Annotated in this window: 18 protein-coding genes and 1 riboswitch; of the genes, 11 read left to right on the forward strand and 7 right to left on the reverse strand. The window is 58.3% G+C overall.

Translation table 11 applies throughout. From position 1 onward, the window contains the following. The first annotated feature begins 35 nt into the window (after positions 1-35). Complete coding sequence (gene modB, locus ASD46_RS15060; protein WP_025594485.1) at positions 36-743, forward strand: molybdate ABC transporter permease subunit; 708 nt, start codon at positions 36-38, stop codon at positions 741-743. Continuing rightward, on the forward strand, positions 740-1,816 hold the full coding sequence (gene modC, locus ASD46_RS15065; protein WP_025594486.1) for a molybdenum ABC transporter ATP-binding protein: 1,077 nt from the start codon (positions 740-742) through the stop codon (positions 1,814-1,816). The genes modB and modC overlap by 4 nt, the downstream gene beginning before the upstream one ends. Here modC and ASD46_RS15070 read toward each other — a convergent pair. From ASD46_RS15070 to thiC, 6 genes are all read right to left on the reverse strand, one after another. Next, positions 1,785-2,183: a winged helix-turn-helix domain-containing protein gene (locus ASD46_RS15070; protein ID WP_025594488.1), complete on the reverse strand. Its 399-nt coding sequence runs from the start codon at positions 2,181-2,183 to the stop codon at positions 1,785-1,787. The genes modC and ASD46_RS15070 overlap by 32 nt on opposite strands. Before the next feature lie 3 nt (positions 2,184-2,186). Then, entirely contained in the window at positions 2,187-3,191 is a 1,005-nt protein-coding gene (locus ASD46_RS15075; protein ID WP_060642516.1) for a P1 family peptidase, read from the reverse strand. A 61-nt stretch (positions 3,192-3,252) separates the two neighbouring features. Beyond that, positions 3,253-4,026 carry a thiazole synthase gene (locus tag ASD46_RS15080; RefSeq protein WP_003516825.1) on the reverse strand — a complete coding sequence of 258 codons (774 nt, stop codon included), beginning with the start codon at positions 4,024-4,026 and terminating at the stop codon, positions 3,253-3,255. Positions 4,027-4,030: 4 nt separating this feature from the next. Continuing rightward, positions 4,031-4,228, reverse strand: coding sequence for a sulfur carrier protein ThiS (thiS, locus tag ASD46_RS15085; protein ID WP_003516823.1), 198 nt, complete (start codon positions 4,226-4,228; stop codon positions 4,031-4,033). Next, on the reverse strand, positions 4,197-5,201 hold the full coding sequence (thiO, locus tag ASD46_RS15090; RefSeq protein WP_060642517.1) for a glycine oxidase ThiO: 1,005 nt from the start codon (positions 5,199-5,201) through the stop codon (positions 4,197-4,199). Before thiO ends, thiS begins: the two co-directional genes overlap by 32 nt. A gap of 1 nt (position 5,202) precedes the next feature. Further along, the gene (gene thiC / locus ASD46_RS15095; protein ID WP_025594493.1) at positions 5,203-7,026 is read right to left on the reverse strand and encodes a phosphomethylpyrimidine synthase ThiC; all 1,824 of its coding nucleotides are present in this window, start codon (positions 7,024-7,026) and stop codon (positions 5,203-5,205) included. 94 nt (positions 7,027-7,120) lie between these two features. Further along, a riboswitch (TPP riboswitch) is annotated at positions 7,121-7,232 on the reverse strand. 180 nt (positions 7,233-7,412) lie between these two features. On the opposite strand from thiC, the gene ASD46_RS15100 reads away from it, so the two are divergent. Genes ASD46_RS15100 through ASD46_RS15120 form a run of 5 tightly spaced genes read left to right on the forward strand, consistent with a single transcriptional unit; the run spans position 7,413 to position 13,201 of the window. Further along, on the forward strand, positions 7,413-7,664 hold the full coding sequence (locus ASD46_RS15100) for an acyl carrier protein (protein WP_003492279.1): 252 nt from the start codon (positions 7,413-7,415) through the stop codon (positions 7,662-7,664). Continuing rightward, on the forward strand, positions 7,664-8,845 hold the full coding sequence (locus ASD46_RS15105) for an acyl-CoA dehydrogenase family protein (protein WP_025594494.1): 1,182 nt from the start codon (positions 7,664-7,666) through the stop codon (positions 8,843-8,845). Before ASD46_RS15100 ends, ASD46_RS15105 begins: the two co-directional genes overlap by 1 nt. 4 nt (positions 8,846-8,849) lie before the next feature. Further along, positions 8,850-9,758 (forward strand): amino acid--[acyl-carrier-protein] ligase, encoded by a 909-nt coding sequence (locus tag ASD46_RS15110; protein WP_003516814.1) that lies wholly within the window; start codon positions 8,850-8,852, stop codon positions 9,756-9,758. Positions 9,759-9,764: 6 nt separating this feature from the next. Next, positions 9,765-10,748 (forward strand): DUF1839 family protein, encoded by a 984-nt coding sequence (locus ASD46_RS15115; RefSeq protein ID WP_060642518.1) that lies wholly within the window; start codon positions 9,765-9,767, stop codon positions 10,746-10,748. Next, positions 10,745-13,201, forward strand: coding sequence for a glycoside hydrolase family 2 protein (locus tag ASD46_RS15120; RefSeq protein ID WP_025594498.1), 2,457 nt, complete (start codon positions 10,745-10,747; stop codon positions 13,199-13,201). The genes ASD46_RS15115 and ASD46_RS15120 overlap by 4 nt, the downstream gene beginning before the upstream one ends. Here ASD46_RS15120 and ASD46_RS15125 read toward each other — a convergent pair. Beyond that, entirely contained in the window at positions 13,172-14,989 is a 1,818-nt protein-coding gene (locus ASD46_RS15125; protein WP_082546210.1) for a serine aminopeptidase domain-containing protein, read from the reverse strand. The genes ASD46_RS15120 and ASD46_RS15125 overlap by 30 nt on opposite strands. Positions 14,990-15,335: 346 nt before the next feature. Here ASD46_RS15125 and ASD46_RS15130 point away from each other — a divergent pair, with 346 nt between their 5' ends. The 4 genes from ASD46_RS15130 to ASD46_RS15145 all read left to right on the forward strand — a co-directional run bounded on the left by ASD46_RS15130 (position 15,336) and on the right by ASD46_RS15145 (position 21,506). Further along, positions 15,336-18,053: an ABC transporter ATP-binding protein gene (locus ASD46_RS15130; protein ID WP_003516808.1), complete on the forward strand. Its 2,718-nt coding sequence runs from the start codon at positions 15,336-15,338 to the stop codon at positions 18,051-18,053. A gap of 43 nt (positions 18,054-18,096) precedes the next feature. After that, the gene (locus ASD46_RS15135) at positions 18,097-18,552 is read left to right on the forward strand and encodes a cyclic nucleotide-binding domain-containing protein (protein ID WP_003516807.1); all 456 of its coding nucleotides are present in this window, start codon (positions 18,097-18,099) and stop codon (positions 18,550-18,552) included. Positions 18,553-18,740: 188 nt separating this feature from the next. Then, entirely contained in the window at positions 18,741-19,601 is an 861-nt protein-coding gene (locus tag ASD46_RS15140; RefSeq protein WP_019566087.1) for an MBL fold metallo-hydrolase, read from the forward strand. Positions 19,602-19,811: 210 nt separating this feature from the next. Continuing rightward, positions 19,812-21,506, forward strand: a complete 1,695-nt coding sequence (locus ASD46_RS15145; protein WP_003516805.1) for an adenylate/guanylate cyclase domain-containing protein — start codon at positions 19,812-19,814, stop codon at positions 21,504-21,506.

Here is a 21,506-nt window from a genome sequence, read left to right on the forward strand (position 1 = left end):
CAGTATGGGACCGCGAGAGATGACGATTGTAGGATATGGCTTTGCATTGGTGGACACTAAGCCCTGAAGAATGGACGGCGATCAGGCTCAGCCTGTGGGTGTCCTCCATCGCCATGTTCGCCAGCCTGCCCTTCGGCATTGCGGTTGCCGTCGCGCTGGCGCGCGGGCGCTTCTGGGGCAAGTCGCTGCTCAATGGCATTGTCCACCTGCCGCTCATTCTGCCGCCCGTCGTCACCGGCTTTCTGCTGCTCGTCCTCTTCGGCCGCAGAGGCGCCATCGGCCAGTTTCTAGACAGCTGGTTCGGCATCGTCTTTTCCTTTCGCTGGACGGGGGCGGCGCTCGCATGCGCCGTCATGGCGTTTCCGCTGATGGTGCGCTCCATCCGCCTCTCCATCGAAGCGGTGGACAGCAAGCTGGAAGAGGCGGCCGGAACCCTGGGTGCAAGCCCCCTATGGGTGTTCCTCACCGTCACACTTCCCCTGATCCTGCCCGGCATCATCGCGGGCATGATCCTCGCTTTCGCCAAGGCCATGGGCGAATTCGGCGCGACCATCACCTTCGTTTCCAATATTCCCGGCGAAACCCAGACGCTGTCCGCCGCCATCTACACTTTCACGCAGGTTCCGGGCGGCGATGCAGGCGCATTGCGGCTGACCATCGTTTCCGTCGTGATTTCCATGTCGGCCTTGCTCGTCTCCGAGTTTCTGGCCCGCATCATCGGCAAACGGGTGAGCATGGAATGACGCTTTCTGTCTCCACCCGCCACCGCCTCGGCTCCTTCGAACTCAACGCGTCATTCACCTCTGATGGCGGCGTTACAGCGCTTTTCGGACGCTCCGGCTCCGGTAAAACGTCGATGATCCGCATCATCGCAGGTCTGCTGCGGCCAGATAGTGGTCAGGTATCGCTCGATGGCGAAGTGCTGGCCGATAGCGGAAAGCGCCTGTTCCTGCCGGCGCACAGGCGCCATTTTGGTTATGTTTTTCAGGAAGCCCGGCTATTTCCTCATCTCAGCGTTGCCCAGAACCTGAACTACGGCAAATGGTTCGCTACGGAAAAAGCTGAGCGGGCGAATGAAAACCGCATTATCGACATGCTTGGCATCGGCCATCTTCTCCAGCGTCGTCCGAACAAGCTTTCCGGCGGTGAAAAACAGCGGGTCGCCATCGGCCGCGCACTCCTGTCATCGCCCAGACTACTGTTGATGGACGAACCTCTCGCCTCACTGGACGAGGAACGAAAGGCCGAGATCATCCCTTATCTGGAACGGCTGCGCGACGAAACGAAAATCCCGATCGTCTATGTCAGCCACTCCATCCAGGAAGTCGCCCGCCTTGCCGACCGCATAGTTGTTATGAAGGACGGCAAGGTGGAGGCACAGGGAAAAGCGGCCGACGTGCTGTCACGGTCGAATTTCAGCGCACATCTTGAGCGACGAGAAGCAGGCAGCATCCTTTCGGGACACATCGAAAGCTTCGATGAAAGGCACGGGCTTGCTGCCGTAAGGCTCTGCTCGTCGCTCCTGCAGGTTCCAGCAAAAGGAGGAACACCCCGCACCCCGGCACGCGTGCTGATACCGGCGCGTGACGTCATGCTTGCCACGGCAAAACCCGAAGGCCTGAGCGCCCTTAACATCCTCGAAGGCCATATTGCCGGCATCTCCGCCAGCGAAGATGGCATGGTAACCGTTCAGGTTAATTGCGGCGGCGATATTATACAGTCGCGCATCACCGATCTGTCGCGCGAACGTCTCCAGCTGGAACCCGGGAAACCGGTACACGCGATCATAAAGTCGGCGGCTCTCGATCCATATTAGTGATGGCGGCATCCGGATTGCGGTTGGCCTCAAGCCAGTCGATATCCTTGCGCAGGGCCTCATTCATCCGCTTTTCCATGCTGCGATACCGTTCAAGCAATTCGGCACCGAAAGCGGTCAGCGCGGCCCCACCACCCTGCTTGCCGCCCCGCTGGGATTCGATCACCGGCTGCCTGAACATATGGTTCAGCGCATCCACAAGCAGCCATGCACGGCGATAGGACATGTCCATCGCTCGCCCGGCGGCCGAGATCGAACCGGTCTCGACAATCAGCTCCATCAACTCGATCTTACCGTGGCCGAGACGATCTCCGGGCGGAAAATCGATGCGGAGAACGGGCTTCAGTGGCTGATGTATCTTGCTCATCGGCTAGAAACCCCGGCCATGGAGATCGTGATAGGCTTTCTGCGCACCGTGCTGCGGCAGAGCCTTCGCCTCGTAAACACCGCGCGCCACCGCGCGCGCCATAACGATGGTAGCGAGATGGCAGAGTTCCGCAAAATGAGCGCCGCCCTCAAGCGGCTTCTCACCGGTCGCAGCCGAAAACATGGTGTCGCCGTCGCTCGGCAGATGGGCGGGCAGCACGGCGCGCGCCAGCCCGTCATGCGCCATGATAGAAAGGCGGTGCACCTGCGCTTTGGTAAGGACGGCATCGGTGACCACGGCGCCGATGGTCGTCGCGGTGAGGTTGACGCCCTTGAGACGAAGCGCGGTATGATCCGGTTCGAAACGATCAGGAAAACCGCAGTCGCCGAACTCGCCCTGCTCTTCAAAAGGCGCAGACCAGAAATGGCGGCTGGTGCCAACGGTTGCCGAGCCAAGCGCATTGACGGCGACGATGGCCGCCACCTTGTAACCGCCGGAACTGACAGCGCTTGCCGAACCAAGTCCGCCCTTGAAGGTGGCGGTGGTCGCCCCCGTTCCCGCGCCGACTGTTCCAAGCCCGAAGGGCTCCGCACACGCCGCCCTGAAAGTCGCATAGCCCATCTCGCGATAGGGCGAATGCAGCCCCCACTCCTTGTTGCCACCATTCAGCAGATCCATGAGGATCGCCTGCGGCACAATGGGAACACGGGTGGAACCGACTTGCAGGCCACGCCCGATCTCGCGCAGACCGGCCTGAACACCACCCGCCGCATCCAGCCCGAAGGCCGAACCGCCTGAAAGTACGAAGGCATCCACGGTTTCCACCGTCATCGCCGGGTCGAGCAGGCCGGTATCACGACCACCGGGCGCCCCGCCAAGAACCGAACCGGAGGCGATTACGGGTTTTTCGAAAACGATTGCGGTGACGCCGGAGCCGAGTGCAAGATCGGTGACATTGCCGACCAAAATCCCATTGATATCCGTCAGAAGATTATTGAGTGCCGCCATGCCGTTCCCCTTTTCTCCCGGTATCCCGCCGCCACGGGGCACTGTCAACGCAAAAGGTGAATCAGGAAAATACCGCCGTGCCAATCACCGGTGTCGAGGGAATGGCCATATCTCTCGGCTCCAGCGGCCCCGCCACAAAAGCCTGATGCCCGGCCTCAATGGCGCGGGCGAAAGCTTCCGCCATGCCGACAGGGTCACCCGCCCCCGCGACCGCCGTGTTGAGCAGAACGGCATCGTAACCAAGCTCCATCACCGTCACCGCATGTGAAGGCCGGCCGATACCGGCATCGACGATCAGCGGCACATCTGGAAAACGCGCCCGCATGGATTTCAGCGCCATCAGATTAAGCGGCCCCATGGCGCTGCCGATCGGCGCGCACCAGGGCATCAGCACCTTGCAACCCGCATCCAGGAGCTTTTCCGCCACGACAAGATCATCAGTCGTATACGGAAAGACTTCGAAACCATCGTCGCAGAGAATTTTCGCCGCTTCGACGAGCGCAAACACATCGGGCTGCAAGGTGTCGTGATGGCCGATGACCTCCAGCTTGATCCAGTTGGTGTGAAAAACCTCACGCGCCATCTTCGCCGTTAGCACCGCTTCCTTCACGGTATGGCAGCCAGCCGTATTGGGCAGAATGTAACGATCCAGCTCGCGGATCAGCTCGAAAAACTGGCCACCCTTCTTGCCGCCTGCCGTTTCCCGACGCAGCGAAATCGTCAGAATATCCGTGTTGCTGGCCCGCACTGCATCGGCAAGCACGGCGGGAGACGGATAACGCGCCGTGCCGAGCAGGAGGCGCGACGAGACCTCACGGCCATAAAGCGTCAGCATGGCCTCAACCTCCCTGCATCGGCGAGAGGATTTCGACACGGTCGAACGCCTTCAATCGATAATCGGCGCGCTCTTCCGAATGCACCAGATCGCCATTGACCGCCGTCGCCAGCCACTCGCCTTCATAGTCGAGGCTGGTGAGTAACCCGGCCAGCGTCTCGGTGGCGAGATCAAGCTCGTCGCCATTCACCAGAAGTTTCATGATCCTGTTCCTTTCCAGAGATATCTTGGCAGACGATTTCAGCCGCCTGCCGCGCCATCGCCGGCGACAGCAGGAAGCCATGCCGGTGGGCGCCGTTGATGAAGACGGTCCGGCCGTCCTGCGTAACTTTCGGCAGATTGTCGGGATAGGCGGGGCGCACGCCCGTTCCGGTCTCGATGATTTCCGCTTCGCCGAAGGCCGGATGTACGGCATAGGCGGCGTTCAGAAACTCCATCATCGAGCGCGCTGAAATGGCTCCGGCATCCTCTGTCTCGATCATCGTCGCCCCCACCATGAAGCGACCCGGCTCACGCGGCACAATGTAAAGCGGAATGCGCGGATGTAAGAGCCGGACGGCGCGCGACAGGGAAACCTCTGTCGTGGCTAGATAGAGCATTTCTCCCCGCACGCCGCGAAGATTGGCAATCTCGCCCACCGCCGCAGCGCCGGTGCAATCCACCACCCGATCGAACGGCTGCTCATCCACCGGAATACCCATATGAAACAGCACGCCCAAGCCGCAAAGCCGCGTATGCAGCGATTTGAGTGCAAGGCGCGGATCGAGATGCCCCTCGCCCGGGAAATAAAGCCCGGAGCGGAACCGCCCGGCAAGGTCAGGCTCCAGAGCGGCGATTTCACCCTCATCCACCCACTGGTATCCAGTTGTTCTGGATGCGAAACGCGAAAGCTCGGCTTTGTCGCGGGCGGGCGCGACGACCAGCGTGCCGTGTCTGATGACAAGGCCGGGGGTCGCCTCATCCCACCAGTCGAGAGCCGCCTGGCCGAGTGTCAGTACCGCCTCGTCCGCACTTTCACGCTCGCACCAGGGCGCCAGCATTCCGCCCGCATAAAAGGATGCGCCGCGCGAGGCTTCAGCATTGCGCTCCGAAACCTCCACGGTTGCGCCGCGCCGCGCCAGTTCGAAGGCCGCCGTCAGACCGGCGACCCCAGTTCCCTTAACAAGAACACGCATGCTACTGGCCGTCTGCCGGGGTCGCGAGCGGCATGTAAAGCTCGCCACCTTCCTTGAAGCGCGCGGCCATGGCCTCCAGCCCTTCCTTCTGCGCCTCGGCGCGGATGTCATGGGAAATCCGCATCGAGCAGAATTTCGGCCCGCACATCGAGCAGAAATGCGCGACCTTGTGCGCCTCCTTCGGCAGGGTCTCGTCATGGAAGGAGCGCGCCGTGTCCGGATCCAGCGACAGGTTGAACTGGTCTTCCCAACGGAACTCGAACCTTGCACGCGACAGCGCATCGTCCCGCACCTGTGCTGCCGGATGGCCCTTGGCGAGATCGGCCGCGTGAGCCGCGATCTTGTAGGTGATGACACCGACCTTCACGTCGTTACGATCCGGCAGACCCAGATGTTCCTTCGGCGTGACATAGCAGAGCATCGCCGTGCCAAACCAGCCGATCATCGCTGCCCCGATGCCGGAAGTGATGTGGTCGTAACCGGGGGCGATATCAGTCGTTAGCGGCCCAAGCGTATAAAAGGGCGCCTCACCGCAGGTTTTCAACTGCTTGTCCATGTTCTCCTTGATCTTGTGCATCGGCACATGGCCGGGGCCCTCGATCATGACCTGGCAATCCTTCGCCCATGCGATCTGTGTCAACTCACCGAGCGTCTCCAGCTCGGCAAATTGCGCGGCGTCGTTGGCGTCGGCAATCGAACCGGGCCGCAACCCGTCACCCAGCGAGAAGGAAACATCATAGGCACGGCAGATGTCGCAGATCTCGTCGAAATGCTCGTAGAGGAAGCTTTCCTTGTGATGATGCAGACACCACTTGGCCATAATCGACCCGCCGCGTGAGACGATACCGGTGACACGGTTGACGGTAAGCGGAATGTAATGCAGCCGAACACCGGCATGGATGGTGAAATAATCCACGCCTTGCTCCGCCTGTTCGATCAACGTATCGCGGAACACTTCCCAGTTCAGGTCCTCGGCAATGCCGTTGACCTTCTCCAGCGCCTGATAAAGCGGCACCGTGCCGATCGGCACCGGCGAATTGCGGATGATCCATTCGCGGATATTGTGGATGTTGCGCCCGGTCGAAAGGTCCATGACGGTATCGGCACCCCAGCGGATCGCCCAGACCATCTTCTCCACCTCTTCGGCCATGGAGGAGGTAACGGCGGAATTGCCGATATTGGCGTTGATCTTGACCAGAAAATTACGGCCGATGATCATCGGCTCAAGCTCGGGGTGATTGATGTTGGCCGGGATGATGGCGCGGCCCGATGCGACTTCCTGACGGACGAACTCCGGCGTCACATAATCGGGTATCTGTGCACCGAAACTCTCGCCATCACGAGCCAGCTTCTCCTTCGCCGCTTCGCGCCCCAGATTTTCGCGGATGGCGATGAACTCCATTTCCGGCGTGATGATGCCTGCCCGCGCATAGGCAAGCTGCGTTACGGCTTTTCCTTCCGTGGCCATCAGCGGCTGGTGGCGCATGGCAAATTCAGGCGTCAGGCGCTCGCCGGTGGCAAAGCCGTTATCCTCCGGTTTGACGTGCCGACCGTCGTAAGCCGCGACATCGCCGCGCGCTACAACCCAGTCGTGACGCAGGCGCGGCAGACCCTTTTCGATCAGAACGTTATGCAATGGATCGGTATAGGGGCCTGAAGAATCATAGACCGTGACCGGCGGTTCTCCCGCCGTCGGGTGGACGGCGATTTCGCGCATGGGCACGCGAATATGCGGATGCAAAATTCCGGTTTTGTGGATTTTCGTGGAGGCGGGATGCGGCCCGGTTGTGACGACAAGCGGGATATTCTTGGCAACGATATTCATCATGAGGCTCCAAAGTTTGACAGTGGAGACCCAGTTCGAGCCGGAATGATGGAAAATACCGACGCGTCGGCAGCGCAAGTTACACGCAATCCGACCTTCGGTCTTTGCACCGTCCCTACGCCAGTATGAACTGGATCAGGTTCAACGGGTCACTGCGCATAAAAGCAGAATCTCAGCCCCTTGACGGGACACCCCTGGTGAATGGACACAAGAGAAAACACCGCCCGACATTTGTCAAGGGTGCTGCTGATGGCTGGCAAAGGTGGACGAACAACAAAAGCGCCGTTAGTGGTAATTAACCTAACGGTTTAGGCGAATATTATCGTTTTCAAATTAACGATAAGCACAAACCATCCTGATGTTAAATTCATGGGAGATAAGTCGGAATGAATGCGACTATTCGTGAAATACTGGCAAAATTCGGCCAGCTTCCTACCCCCGTCGATACGATTGAAAACGAAGCAGATCTTTATGCGGCAGGTCTTTCTTCCTTTGCATCGGTGCAATTGATGCTGGGTATCGAGGAAGCTTTCGATATCGAATTCCCCGACAACCTCTTGAACCGTAAGTCCTTTGCCAGCATCAAGGCCATTGAAGACACCGTTAAGCTCATTCTGGATGGTAAAGAGGCAGCCTGATGAATGTGACCGTTGCGCCGCAGGATGAAACGCTGTCCGCGCGCGCAAGCCGCGTCGCAGCAATTGCCGCCAAACACGCGGATGAGGTGGACGTCACCGGTCGCTTCCCGGAGGAAGCCGTCAAGGCGCTGAGACAAGAGCGCCTTCTCGGCATTCAGGTCCCGTCCTCTCTTGGTGGCGAAGGCGCATCCATACAGCAAATCGCCGATATCTGCGCCCGGCTTGGCCAGGCCTGTTCGGCAACCGCGATGATTTTCGCCATGCACCACATCAAGGCATCGAGCCTTGTGGAACACGGCGAGACAAGCCCATGGCATGCGGGCTTCATGAGCCGCATTGCAAGCGAACAGCTTCTACTCGCCTCGGCCACGACCGAAGGCGGAATCGGCGGCAATCTGCGCAATTCAATCTGCGCGATTGAGGTCGAAGGAGACATCTGCCGGCTGGAGAAGGACGCCACCGTCATTTCCTACGGCAGCAATGCGGATGCCATCCTCATCACCTCGCGCGCCCACAAGGATGCCGCCCCGGCCGATCAGGTGATGACCGTCTTCCTGAAAGATCAGTACAAGCTCGAGAAGACCCACGTCTGGGACACACTCGGCATGCGCGGCACCTGTTCGGACGGTTTCCTGTTCCGCGGCGAGGCGCCAGCGGTGCAGATATTCCCAAAACCCTTTGCGGAAATCGCCGCGCAATCCATGCTTGCAAGCTCGCATCTTCTGTGGAGCGCCGTTTGGTATGGCATCGCGTCGGATGCGGTGCTGCGCGCGCAATCCTTCGTCAGGACGGCAGCACGCAAGTCGCCCGGTGTCACACCGCCAGGCGCTATCCACATTGCCGAAATTTCCACCAAATTACAGGTGGTCAAATCCAACGTCATTGCGGGCGTAAAGGCTTACGAAGACACCAAGAGCGACCCGGACAAGCTGATGTCCATGGCGTTCGCGGTTGCCATGAACAATGTGAAGATCTGTTCTTCGGAAACCATTCTGGAGATCATCGACCAAGCGATGCTGGTCTGCGGCATCATGGGTTACAAGAACGGTACGCCCTACAGCCTTGGCCGACACCTTCGCGACGCGCATTCCGCGCGCCTGATGATTTCCAACGACCGTATTCTCGGCAATTCCGCCAATCTCCTGCTGGTTCACAAGCAGGACACCAGCCTCTTGGGATAAGACCATGGATATGCAAACATCGTTTCTCGATCGACTGTTCGAAGAAGGCCTGCTGATTGAAACGGGTGTCGATGGTCTTTACGGACGCAGCGGCCAGTTCGAGGATGTCATTGCCGCATTCGAACGCCTGATCGACCGCACCGGCGGCCCGGACAGTGCAGAGGCGATCCGCTTTCCGCCCGGCATCAACCGCGCCTATTTCGAAAAGAGCGGTTACATGAAAAGCTTCCCGCAGCTTGCGGGCACGGTGCATTCCTTCTGCGGTTGCGAACTTGACCATGTCAGCCTTCTCAAATCCATGGATGAGGGCGGCGACTGGACAAAGGACCAGAAAGCAACCGATATCGTGCTGACGCCGGCCGCTTGCTACCCTCTTTATCCGACCATCGCCAAGCGCGGCGCATTGCCTTCCGGCGGCGGTCTCTACGACATCCAGTCCTATTGTTTCCGCCATGAACCCTCGAAGGACCCGGCACGTCAGCAACTTTTCCGCATGCGGGAATATGTGCGCATGGGCACGGAGAGCGATGTGACCGAATTCCGCCAGACATGGATGGATCGCGGCGTGGCGATGATGGAAGCCGTGGGCCTTGATGTGACCATCGACGTGGCCAACGATCCATTCTTCGGCCGCGCCGGCAAAATGCTCGCCAACAACCAGCGCGACCAGAACCTGAAATTCGAACTGTTGATTCCCGTCACATCCGCCACCAACCCGACGGCCTGCATGAGCTTCAATTACCATCAGGACGCCTTTGGCCAGAAATGGGGATTGAACCTCGACAATGGTGATGTGGCTCACACCGCCTGCGTCGGTTTCGGCCTTGAGCGCATTGCGCTGGCACTTTTTGCGCATCACGGACTGGATGTAAAAACATGGCCCGAAAAGGCCTTGAAAACACTCTGGGGCTAACCATTCATGCGGCAGATTTTCCCCGGTCTCGATCCCAAAAATTATGTGCAGCACCCGCTTCATTCTTCGGAAAGAATGTGGCCGGAGACCAATTGCTACATCGATTTGTGGATCGAGGTGCTGGCCAAAAAAAGGTTGCCGCCTGAGGCCATGTTCGGCTTCACACTGACGCAGGATTTCGAAGGCGACCAGTTCACCTTCTTCAAGGTGCCGCTGGAAGATCTGGAAGCACTTTATGGCGTTCGCGCCACCGAACTTGCGATCTTCGACCGGGTTGAAAACCATATCGAAGCGCAGCTGGAGCGCGGCCGCATCTGCCTGATCGAGATGGACAGCTTCTATATGCCCGATACCCACGGGGTGGGCTACCGGAAGGAACATGGCAAGACCACCATCGCCATCAACCGGCTGGACCTTGCAAACCGGGAACTCGATTATTTTCATAATGCAGGCTTTTTCCACCTGTCGAGCGAAGATTTCGACGGCCTGTTCCAGCATCACCTGTCAGAGAGCGAGCCGCCCTTCCTGCCCTACACGGAATTTGCGAAATTCGCAGACAGCAACCCTTCGCCGGCACATATCCGCAAAACGGCCGAACGGCTGCTGAAGTTTCATTTTTCACGGCGACCATCCGACAATCCGGTCAGGGCTTTTGCAGCCGTGTTTCCGGCTCAGGTCGAGAAGGTGGCAGACCGTCCGTTTGGCTTTTTCCACAAATATGCCTTCAATACGCTGCGCCAGCTCGGCGCCAATTTCGAACTGGCGGCGAGCCACCTTGAATGGCTGGACAAGAGCGAATTTGCTGAAGCGATAGACCACGCGCTGCGCATATCCGAGGTCGCCAAGACCGTGCAGTTCCAGCTAGCTCGCGCCGTCACGCGCCGTAAATTCGACGCGCTCGCCTCGGTGCTCGATCCGGCTGCGGAAGCATGGGATGGTGTGATGGAAGCCCTTGCGGCAAAATTGTCGAACACCAGCGAGGCCGCGTGAGGACTTATCTTCCGCGCGAAAGCGAAAAATTACTAAGCGAAGGCTGGACGCTGACAATGACGTCCGCCAACGCCTGCGAAACGCCCTCGGAAATTCCCGCAACCCTTGAAAGCTTCCACGTATCCGTTCCCGGAACAGTGGCGCAAGCTCTGGAACTGGCCGGAAAATTTGACCGTTTCAGTCCGACACCATTGAACGACAAGGATGCCTGGTACCGTCTGACGATGATTTCCGATGTGCGGGAGCGGGCGATCCTGCGCTTCGACGGCCTGTCGACGATTGCAGAAATCTTCCTCAACGGCGAACTGATCGCCGCCAGTCAGAGCATGTTCGAAAGGCTGGAGGTGCCGGTTGAACTGACAGGCGCAGATGAACTATCGATCTGCTTCCGGGCACTTTCGCCAAGGCTCGAAAAAACCGGTCCCCGCGCCCGCTGGCGTCCGCAGATGATGAACACCCAAGGTCTGCGGCTGATCCGCACCACGGCGCTCGGATATATGCCAGGTTGGTGCCCGGAAATCCATGCCGCCGGACCATGGCGACCCATCAGCCTTAGAAGACAGGCAGGCGTGCTTTGCACAGTCCGGTCCTCGCTCGACGAAACCGGGACGGGAACGGTCAACATCGCCCTGGAGGCGAACCACGACATTCCATCCGCACGGCTCACCTGCGCCGGTTACAGCACCGATCTTTCCAGAGGTGAAAACGGCGAATTCTTGGGCGAACTCCGGATACCCGATGTCGAGACTTGGTGGCCGCATACCCACGGCAGACCGGCGCTTCATGAAGTCGTTCTGGAACTGGATGGTAAGCAACACAGGCTCGGGCGCACCGGCTTCAGGCGCGTTGAGGTGGATTACGGCGAAGACGGCAACGGTTTCGGCATCCGGATAAACGGGCACCCCGTTTTCTGCCGGGGCGCAGTCTGGACGACCGCCGACATCGTGCGGCTGCCGGGAACAAGACCGGACTATGAGCCTTGGCTTCGAAAAGCTGCCGAAGCCGGTATGAACATGATCCGCGTCGGCGGCACGATGGCCTATGAAACGCCGGAGTTCTTCGCGCTCTGCGATGAACTCGGCATCATGGTTTGGCAGGACGCCATGCTTGCCAATTTTGATTATCCAGCAAAGGATGAGGCGCTCAGCCAGCACATCGTTACGGAAGTCTCGCAGTTCCTCGAGGCGACCGCCCTTTCCCCTTCGCTGATCGTTTTTTGCGGTGGTAGCGAAATGTACCAGCAGGGCGCGATGCTCGGTCTGCCGGAACAGATATGGAAGGGGACGCTCACCGAGACAATTTTGCCCGAAGTCCTGACCGAAAAACGGCCAGACGCGGCCTATGTGGCGAATTCCCCTTCAGGCGGCGCCTTGCCCTTCTTTCCCAATGCCGGAGTTGGTCATTATTACGGTGTGGGCGCCTATTGCCGTCCGCTGGAAGATGCCCGCCGGGCCAATGTCCGCTTTGCCGCAGAGTGCCTGGCCTTCGCCAATATTCCCGAACAGGAAACGCTGGACAGACATCTTCCCGCACTGGCGGTGCATGATCCGCGCTGGAAGGCGCGCACGCCGCGCGATCGCGGCGCTTCCTGGGATTTCGAGGATATTCGCGACCATTATCTGAAACTGCTTTACGACGTTGAGCCGGACGTGCTGCGTCGGGAGGATGGCGGCCTCTATCTCGACATGTCTCGTGCCGTCACTGCCGAGGTCATGGAAGCAACCTTCGCCGAATGGCGTCGCGACGCGTCCCCTTGCCGGGGCGCCCTGGTCTGGACCTTGCAGGATCTCGTTCCCGGCGCTGGCTGGGGTATGATCGATGCCACCGGCAGACCCAAATCCGTCTGGCATGCGCTGAAAAGAGCGTTTCGTCCCATCCAGGTCAGCCTTTCCGATGAAGGCACCAACGGGCTGGACATTCATGTCATCAATGAAACCGGCGACAACCTTGACGCCATGCTGGAACTGACCTGCCTGCGCGATGGCACGCAACCTGTCGTCCATGCCAAACGGCCGCTCACGCTCTCGCCGCGACAGAGCCAGACCATCGCCGCAACCGATTTGTTCGGCGCCTTTTTCGATACGACCTATGCCTATCGTTTCGGCCCGCCCTCCCATGATGTGACGGTAGCCCGGCTCCGCGATGTCGCGACCGGATCTGTCATCGCCGACGCATTCCATTTTCCTCTCGGTCGGAAAAAAGCACTGCACGCCGCCAACCTTCAGGTGGAGGTGAGCGAGGCGAACGGCATCTGGTCGCTCGAGATCGGCACGGACCGGCTGGCGCAATCCGTCCATATCACGGCGCAAGATTACCGCGCCTCGGAAAGCTGGTTCCATCTCGCACCCGGTGAAACCAGAAAAATCGACCTTCTGCCGGAGACAGCAATATCCGAAACACCCCCTTCCGGCGATGTCGTCTCGCTAGGCTCCAGCCGGCGATTTTCCTTTTAGAGCCATCAGCTTCACCGCATCGATGTAGGCTTTTCTGGCCTCCGGCGTTGAAAGATTATGGTCGGCGTCAGGAATAATCGTCAGCGACACATTCCGATAGGCCGACAGGCCCCTGCCATCGGCGTTGAAATAATACCGGAAATGCTCAAGTCCGTCGTCATTGTCGCTGTAAAGCAGGCTAATGGACACATCCCTTGTCTTGAGCTTGTCGAAAGCACCGTAGACGGCACGCCCTTCCTCGCTCCCCCGGCGGGAAAGCCTTGCCGTTTTTATCGAAAGCTTCTTGAGCGTCGCCTTGGCGATATTGCGACCGGCGCTCATCACATCGACATCGCCGCTGACGAGACGCTTGAACGTAGCGCCCTGGCGAAAACGCTGGGTGTATTCCCCAAAGGACCGTGGCGGTTTGTGCAGCGCTTCATCGACAGAGCGGCCTTTCCGCCAGTGGAACACAACCGGATTAACCGCAACCACCCCGCTGATCCGGTCATCGGCAAGCGCGCCATTGAAGGCGAGGTAGGCGCCACTGCAGCGCCCAGCAGCAACGACGGGTCCTTTGCCACGCCGACTGAGAAAATCGAGCGCAGCGGCCACATCGTCATTCTGCGCCGCATCGTAAAGAACCTGATCAGGCGCGTTTTTGACCGGGGGGCTGTCGGCAATATTGGCCGCGTCGAACCGCAGCGAAGTGATACCCTCCCGTGCGAGCAAACGGGCCGTTTGCACGGAAAGCCTGCCCCAACCCGCATGCCGGTCGTAGGCCGCGCCCAGCAGAAGGACCGAGGAGACCGCCGGCCGATCGTCAGGCTCGCAAAAAACACCGAAAAGCCGGCCGGCTTCGCCAAATTGCACCGGCTGCTCCAGAAAACCGCGACCGCGCTGCGGAGCGTTGACGATGAAATCCTCCTGCGGACCTGCCGCATCCGTGGTCTGTGTCTTGGACAGGACCCAATCCCGAAGCCGCTTCACCACATCGCCGGGTATTTTCGAGAGTGTAGGACTGGATACGAGATCGTCATATCCCTCAAATTCCGCCTCCCCCACCTCGGCACCAATCGCGGCGAGTTGTTTGGCAAAATCGCTGTCGCTCGCCCGGCCCGGTCTCGACAGCACCAGAATGCTCCGCGCAGGAGCGGTATCAAGCTTTGCAAGATTGACCTTCTTGATAGCATCAGCAACACCCACCGGCATGGCCATGCCTGCAATTGCCCCCGCCTCCGCCATGCGCTGCCCGGGACGAAGACCAAGGCCATCGTCGATCATGGACGACCACATCGCCAGTTCGCGAAGATAGGCCCGTCCGGAGACGACGGGCGCCAGAAGCGCCATGGAATCGACGGCCGCCGCATCGGCGAGCGCCTGTATGGCGATCAGACAGCCGAGACCCTGAGCGATGACGACCACCCTGGAACAGCCGGAAAGACGTTTTAGATAATCGAGCGCCGCTCGCGTGTCGGAAAGCCAATCCGCCGCACGGCCGACATCCTCCGGATCGAGCGCATCCCCAGCGCCATGATAGTCGAACCGCAGGCTGGCGACGCCGGCCGCCGCCAACCGTTCAGCCACAACCCGCTGAAACTTGCGAGTGCACAGTTCCTCCATGCCCCAGGGGCTGACGAAAAGAACCGCATGATCCTGTTTGACCTCTTTGCGCGCCGGGTGAAAAACACCCGTGCATCCTTGAAAAGAAACCGGATGTGCGATCGACCCATCGGATGCAATGCCCGAGAGCGACAACATGTCAGGGGACGATTCACCGCTTGCACGCTCTGAAATATCTATCGCCATCGACCTTGCAATCACTACGCCTGTGTCGGCTCAACCATTTGCGGGATAACTATACCGGAGCGTCCTAACGTCCTGTTCTACAGTAAAACCAATAACATTAGGGAAGTCTAAAAATGTAGTCGTCTCAATATCGAATGTGGAATGCACGTTACAAAAACAAATATCGGGGATCGTGGGCCAGCCTCGGCACGGGCGCTATTTTGCTCGAAACCGCTTGAATATACTGATAAATAGCGAGTCACATACCTATTTGCAGGAGGGGATCCCGCCACCCGGCAGCCTGACCGTCTTGACACCGCGCAAACCAACACGCCGGGCCCTGCCCGACAGGTCATAGAAGTTTTATATGGAACAAAGCCTTACGCGTTATATCTGGTCGCATACGAAGCGGCAGCAGCTTTTCATTCTGCTGATCGTCGCCCTGTCCATGATCCCCTATTTCCTCGCCTTCGATCTGCCCAAACAGATCGTCAACGGGCCCATTCAGGGAGACGGCTTCGAAGGGGCAAACGCGACACAGCTTTTCATGCATCTCACGGTCGATATTCCCTATTGGGGCACCGTGACGCTCTTCCCCGGGCTCGAACTCAACCGCATGTCGATGCTGATGGCGCTCAGCCTCACCTTCCTTGCGCTTGTCGTCATCAACGGGCTTTTCAAATATTATATCAACACCTTCAAGGGCCGCCTCGGCGAGCGGCTTCTCAGGCGTATCCGTTTCGAACTTATCGATCGGATCCTGCGGTTCCCGCCCACGCATTTCAAGCGGGTCAAGGGTGCTGAAATCTCCAGCATGGTGAAGGACGAGGTCGAACCGCTGGGCGGATTTACCGGCGACGCCTTTGTGCAGCCGGCGCTTCTCGGCGGTCAGGCGCTCTCGGCACTCTTCTTCATTCTCGTGCAGAATTTCTGGCTGGGTCTTATTGCGGCTTTCATGGCCGCCATCCAGGTCGGCATCATCCCCAAAATGCGCCGTCGCCTCATCGAACTCGGGCGCCAGCGGCAGCTGAGCGCACGCCAGCTTGCCGGGCGCATCGGCGAAATGGTCGACGGCATCGGCACCATCCACGCCTATGACACCTCCAATTTCGAGCGTGCCGATGCCTCGCACCGGCTCGGCGACATCTTCAGGATCCGCTACGATCTCTACCAGTGGAAGTTTCTGGTCAAATTCATCAATAACTTCCTCGCGCAGCTCACTCCTTTCTTCTTTTATGCACTCGGCGGTTATCTCACGCTCAAGGGCAGCCTCGATGTCGGGCAGCTGGTTGCCGTCATCAACGCTTATAAGGAACTGCCAGGACCGCTGAAGGAGCTGATCGACTGGGATCAGGCGCGTCAGGATGTTCAGGTAAAATACGAGCAGGTCTTCGAGCAGTTCGATGCGTCGAACATGATCGATGACAAGGTGCAAAAACTGTCACCGGGAGCAGTCGCGGCAATTGCCGCACCGATCGTCGTCAGCAATCTGACGCTGGAAGACGATAGCGGCAGCCGGCTTCTGGAACAGGCATCGTTGAAGATCGAGGCAGGCGAGGTGATCGCCATCGTCGGTGGATCGGGAGCAGAGGCGCTCGCGGATGCTATCGGCCGCACGCTCTGGCCGACCTCCGGCAAGGTGAGCATCAACGACGTCGACATATTGGAATTGCCTGAATCGCTGACGGGCCGTCGCATCTCCTATGTGTCCTCGGACAGCTATTTTTTCCACGCCAGCCTGAAGGACAATCTGCTTTACGGTCTCAAGCACGCACCGCTTGTCGAAAAGCAATACGAAGGTGCAGCGCTGGAACACCGCAAATGGGAGATCCGCGAAGCCAAGCTTGCGGGCAATCCGACGATCGACATCAACAGCGAATGGATCGACTACGCTTCAAGCCCGGCCGGTGACGGCAAGCCGGAAAACCTCATCCAGGCCGTTCTGGCTGTGCTCGACAGCGTGGAACTTTCACAGGATATTCTGGAATTCGCGTTGCGCTCGACGATCGACCCTTTGACCGACCTGCATCTTGCGGCCCGCATTGTGGAACTGCGACATGTCCTGCGCGCCGAACTGGAAAAGGAGAACCTGAGCGGCCTCATCGCTCCATTTGAGCTGGAGAGCTACAACAGCGAGGCCACCGTGGGCGAGAACCTGTTGTTCGGCACCATGCGCGACTCATCACAGTCGATCAGGACCGTCATCGAAAGCGAATATTTCCGTTCGCTGATGCGCGAAACAGGCCTCGTCAAAACCCTGTTCGAAATGGGGTATACGATTGCCGAAAACATCGTGGAAATCTTCGCCGACCTGCCGGGTGACCACCCCTTCTTCCAGCAGCTCACATTCATGACGCCCGACGATGTTCCGGTCTATCAGCAAATGCTGCAGCGTCTTCAGAGCCGGAGTTTCGACGAGGCCAATGAAAGCGAAAGACGCGCGATGCTGCGGCTGAGCTTCTTCTACATTGAGCCCCGTCAGCGTTTCGGCCTTCTGTCACCGGAAATCATGAACCGGATCGTTGAAGTCCGGCACATGTTCCATGAAAACCTGCCGGACAGCCTGAAGAACGTGATCGAAATCTACGATCCGACGAAATACATGAGTGCCACCAGCCTTCTGGACAATATTCTCTTCGGCAAGGTCAGCCATCGTTATACCGACGCATCACGGCGCATCACCCACATCGTGGCCGAGGTCATGCGCAAGCAGGGCGTCTATGAGCGTGTGCTTGCGGTGGGTCTGGATTTCAACCTCGGCGCCGGCGGCAAGCGGCTCGGGCCACTCCAGCGGCAGAAGCTCAATCTCGCAAGGGCGCTGATCCGCAAGTCCGACTATTACGTCTTCAATCGCCCCCTTCCCGGCCTCGATCCGCGGCAACAGGAGGAAATTGTCGAACGGGTCATCACATTCCTGAAACAGAACAATAATAACCCGGCGATCGTGTGGGTTCTGTCGAATGCGACGCTCTCGCGCATGTTCGACCGGGTCATCGTCGTCCATCAGGGCCTTATCAGCGCTGATGGAAGTTACGAGACTCTTGCGCAGGAAAACGGTACATTCAAGGATATGGTCGCAACATAAATCCAAGAAAGTGACCGAGGTGGAACAAGAACAGGGTAAGGCAATGCTTTTCAAAGACGAAATTCAAATGCTGAAACGCGTCCCGTTTTTTTCGGAAATGGAACCGTCGAAGCTCAAACTTCTCGCATTCGCATCCGACCGCGTGTCCTATCACACCGGCGACATGCTGTTCCGGCAGGGAGATGTCGGCGATGCGGCCTACGTCCTTTTGACCGGCAAAGTGGATGTTCTGGTCGATTCTCCGTCGGGCACGTTAAAAGTGGCCGAAATGACCGGCAATGCGATCGTCGGTGAAATCGCCATTCTCTGCGACAGCGTCAGAACCGCAACCGTGCGCGCCTCCACCAACGTGGAAGCCCTGCGTATCGGCAAGGAACAGTTCTTCAAGCTCATGTCCGATTTCCCCGACATTACCATCAAGGTCATGCGCGTTCTTGCCGAACGTCTCACCCAGACGACGACGGAGCTTAGCAAAGCGCGTGCAAACGCGAGAACATGAGCCGCAATTTCTTGCTACCGTGGATGGCGATGTTGGAAAAATAAATGTCGCACCATTGCAATATAAATGAAATGCTGACTGAATAAGGGTAAGGGCGTCCGCCAAAAGAGAGCGGATATAATAATCTGTAGAGACAACGGGCTTCATGGGAGGAAGCGTGCAAGATTCCGTTGTAATCGGGGTGTGTCATGGCGTTCGATTCCGACATAGTAAGTCGGGAAGGTAATAAAGATTTTCGGGTAAAGATCTGGGGTGCGCGGGGAACGCTTCCTGTTTCAGGTGAAAACTTCCGAAAATATGGCGGGAATACCATCTGCATCGAGGTACGATGCGGAGATCATGTTCTTTTGTTCGACGCGGGTTCGGGGTTACACCCTGCTGGTCTGGCGTTGCGGGCGGAAGGTATTACCGACGTCAACCTGTTCTTCTCTCACTGCCATTACGACCACATCGTCGGCTTTCCCTATTTCAAGCCGTTCTACAATAGCTCCAACGATGTCGCCATCTGGTCGGGTCATCTTGCCGGCACCATGACAACGCGGGAAATGCTCAAGGACTTCATGAGCCCGCCATGGTTCCCCGTACCGCTGGAAGTCTGCTGCGCAAAAATGGCAACCCGTGACTTCATGCCGGGCGACGTCCTGGATGTTCATCCGGGCCTCTCGATCCGAACTGGAATGCTCAATCATCCGGGCAACGCCATCGGGTATCGCCTGGACTGGGCGGGAAAGTCATTCGCCATTATCACCGATACGGAACATGAACCGGGCAATATCGACAAGAACGTGCTTGATCTGATCAAGGACGTCGATCTCTTCCTCTACGACGCCATGTTTACCGATGAGGAGATGGGCCTTTATCGCGGTTATGGCCATTCGTCCTGGCAGGAGGCGATCCGCCTTGCCAAACTGGCAGGCGCAAAAAATGTCGGCTTCATCCACCACGCCCCAAGCCGCAGCGACGATGAGCTGGATGACATCGAAAAACAGGCAAAAGCCCAGTTCAGCGGTGCATTCGCGACAATGGACGGCCAGATCATCGACCTCTGATCGCGGTCACCAATCTCGTGTTGCTGGCCTGCGTTTGACGCTTTTTTTGAAGCCTGATTTGTATCATGCGGCGAACCGACGTTCGAACACGCACAATTGACCATCGCCGGCCCATTGCTCCACGATATTGCCACGAGATACCCTGCATTAAAGACACCAGAGCACACTTAATGATGATTCTGCGCCAAATGACCGCATGATGGGATTTGCATGATCCGTTTCTTTTCGGAAACCAATTTGAGACGCGCCCGGATCTTGTCCGGCCTCATCATTTTTGCCTTTGTATTTTCCCATCTTTTCAACCATTCGCTCGCTCTCATCTCCATCGATACCGCCGAGCGGGCGCGAAAATGGTTCAGCCTGATCTGGCTCAATCCCGTCAGCAGCCTGCTGTTTTATGGGTCGGTTGTGGTGCACGTCTGTCTTGTCCTGCGCTCGCTTTATCAGCGCCGGACATTGCGCATGCCCCTTCGCGAAGCGCTGCAAGCCATACTTGGCCTGTCGATCCCGTTTTTGATCATCAGCCACGCCGTCAATATTCGCGTGTCGCACATGATCTACAACATCGACGTGGGATATTACTCGGTCGTTCGCCGGCTCTGGATCAACAACCCGATGGCCGGCGCGTGGCAAAGCCTCGCATTGATCGTGATCTGGACCCACGGGTGTATCGGCCTGTTTTTCTGGTTACGTTACCGGGACTGGTATCCCAAAATTGCCGGGATATTCATGACTGTGGCGGTGATGCTACCTTTGTTGGCGCTTCTGGGCTTCAGCGATGCCGGCCGCTGGCTGGAGGAGGTGGACAGAAAATACTCACTTCCTCCCGGGCTTGCAGATACCACCGTTCAAAGAGACGACATACCGTTACAACGGGAGATGGAGACGCGTATCCGTTTCGTTACCGACGCAACGGAAGCGATTTTTGTCGGCGCGGTCATGCTGGTGTTCGTCTTGCGCGGCGTGCGCAGCTGGCGACAGAGATCGACGGCTATCGAAATCCGTTATGAGCATGGCGCGCAAGCGCGCGTCCCTGCCGGGCTCAGCATTCTGGAGGCCAGCAGACTCGCGGGCGTACCGCATTATTCCGTATGCGGCGGCAAAGGACGCTGTTCGACCTGCCGGGTCAGGATTGTCGAAAGCAAAGGCCCGCTTCCGCCTCCTGGAGATATCGAACAAACCACTTTGAGGCGCATCCATGCCGATTCAGATGTGCGGCTCGGCTGCCAGTTGCGGCCCACCCAGGATATTGGAATAGCGCTTCTGGTATCGCCGCCCCAACAGAGCGATCTGCCAGCGGATGCGCAACCGGCACGGCCGGGCAAGGAAGAGGAGATCGCCATCCTCTTTTGTGATATCCGCAATTTCACCGCGCTTTCCGAGGCGAAACTGCCATATGACGTCGTGTTTCTTCTAAACCGCTACTTCACCATCGTCGGGCAGGCCGTAGAACAGGCCGGAGGACATCTCGACAAATTCATCGGTGATGGCGCCATGGCTCTTTTCGGACTTGGTGACGATGCAGAAAATGCCTGCCGCAACGCCATGAAGGCCGCCGCTATCATATTGCGGGAGCTTTCAATCCTGAATGAGGGACTGGAAAAACAATTTGCCGTCCGGCTGGAAGTGGTAGTAGGCATCCACGCTGGCCCGACGATCGTCGGCGTCATGGGCTATGGCGCAGCGAAAACCCTGACCGCCATCGGCGACACCGTGAATGTGGCGAGCAGGCTGGAATCCAAGGCCAAGGAATTCGGCGCCGCCATCGTCGTTTCCGAACCCGCCATCATTCAGGCGGGACAAGAGATTGCCGATCTGCGAAGCGAAAAAATCGCCATTCGCGGGAGAAACTCGCAAATGAAAGTTTTCCTGCTCTCGAAAGAAGAGAGCGAGCGTTACCTATAG

The organism is Rhizobium sp. Root491 (genome assembly GCF_001427205.1).
GTDB lineage: Bacteria > Pseudomonadota > Alphaproteobacteria > Rhizobiales > Rhizobiaceae > Agrobacterium > Agrobacterium tumefaciens.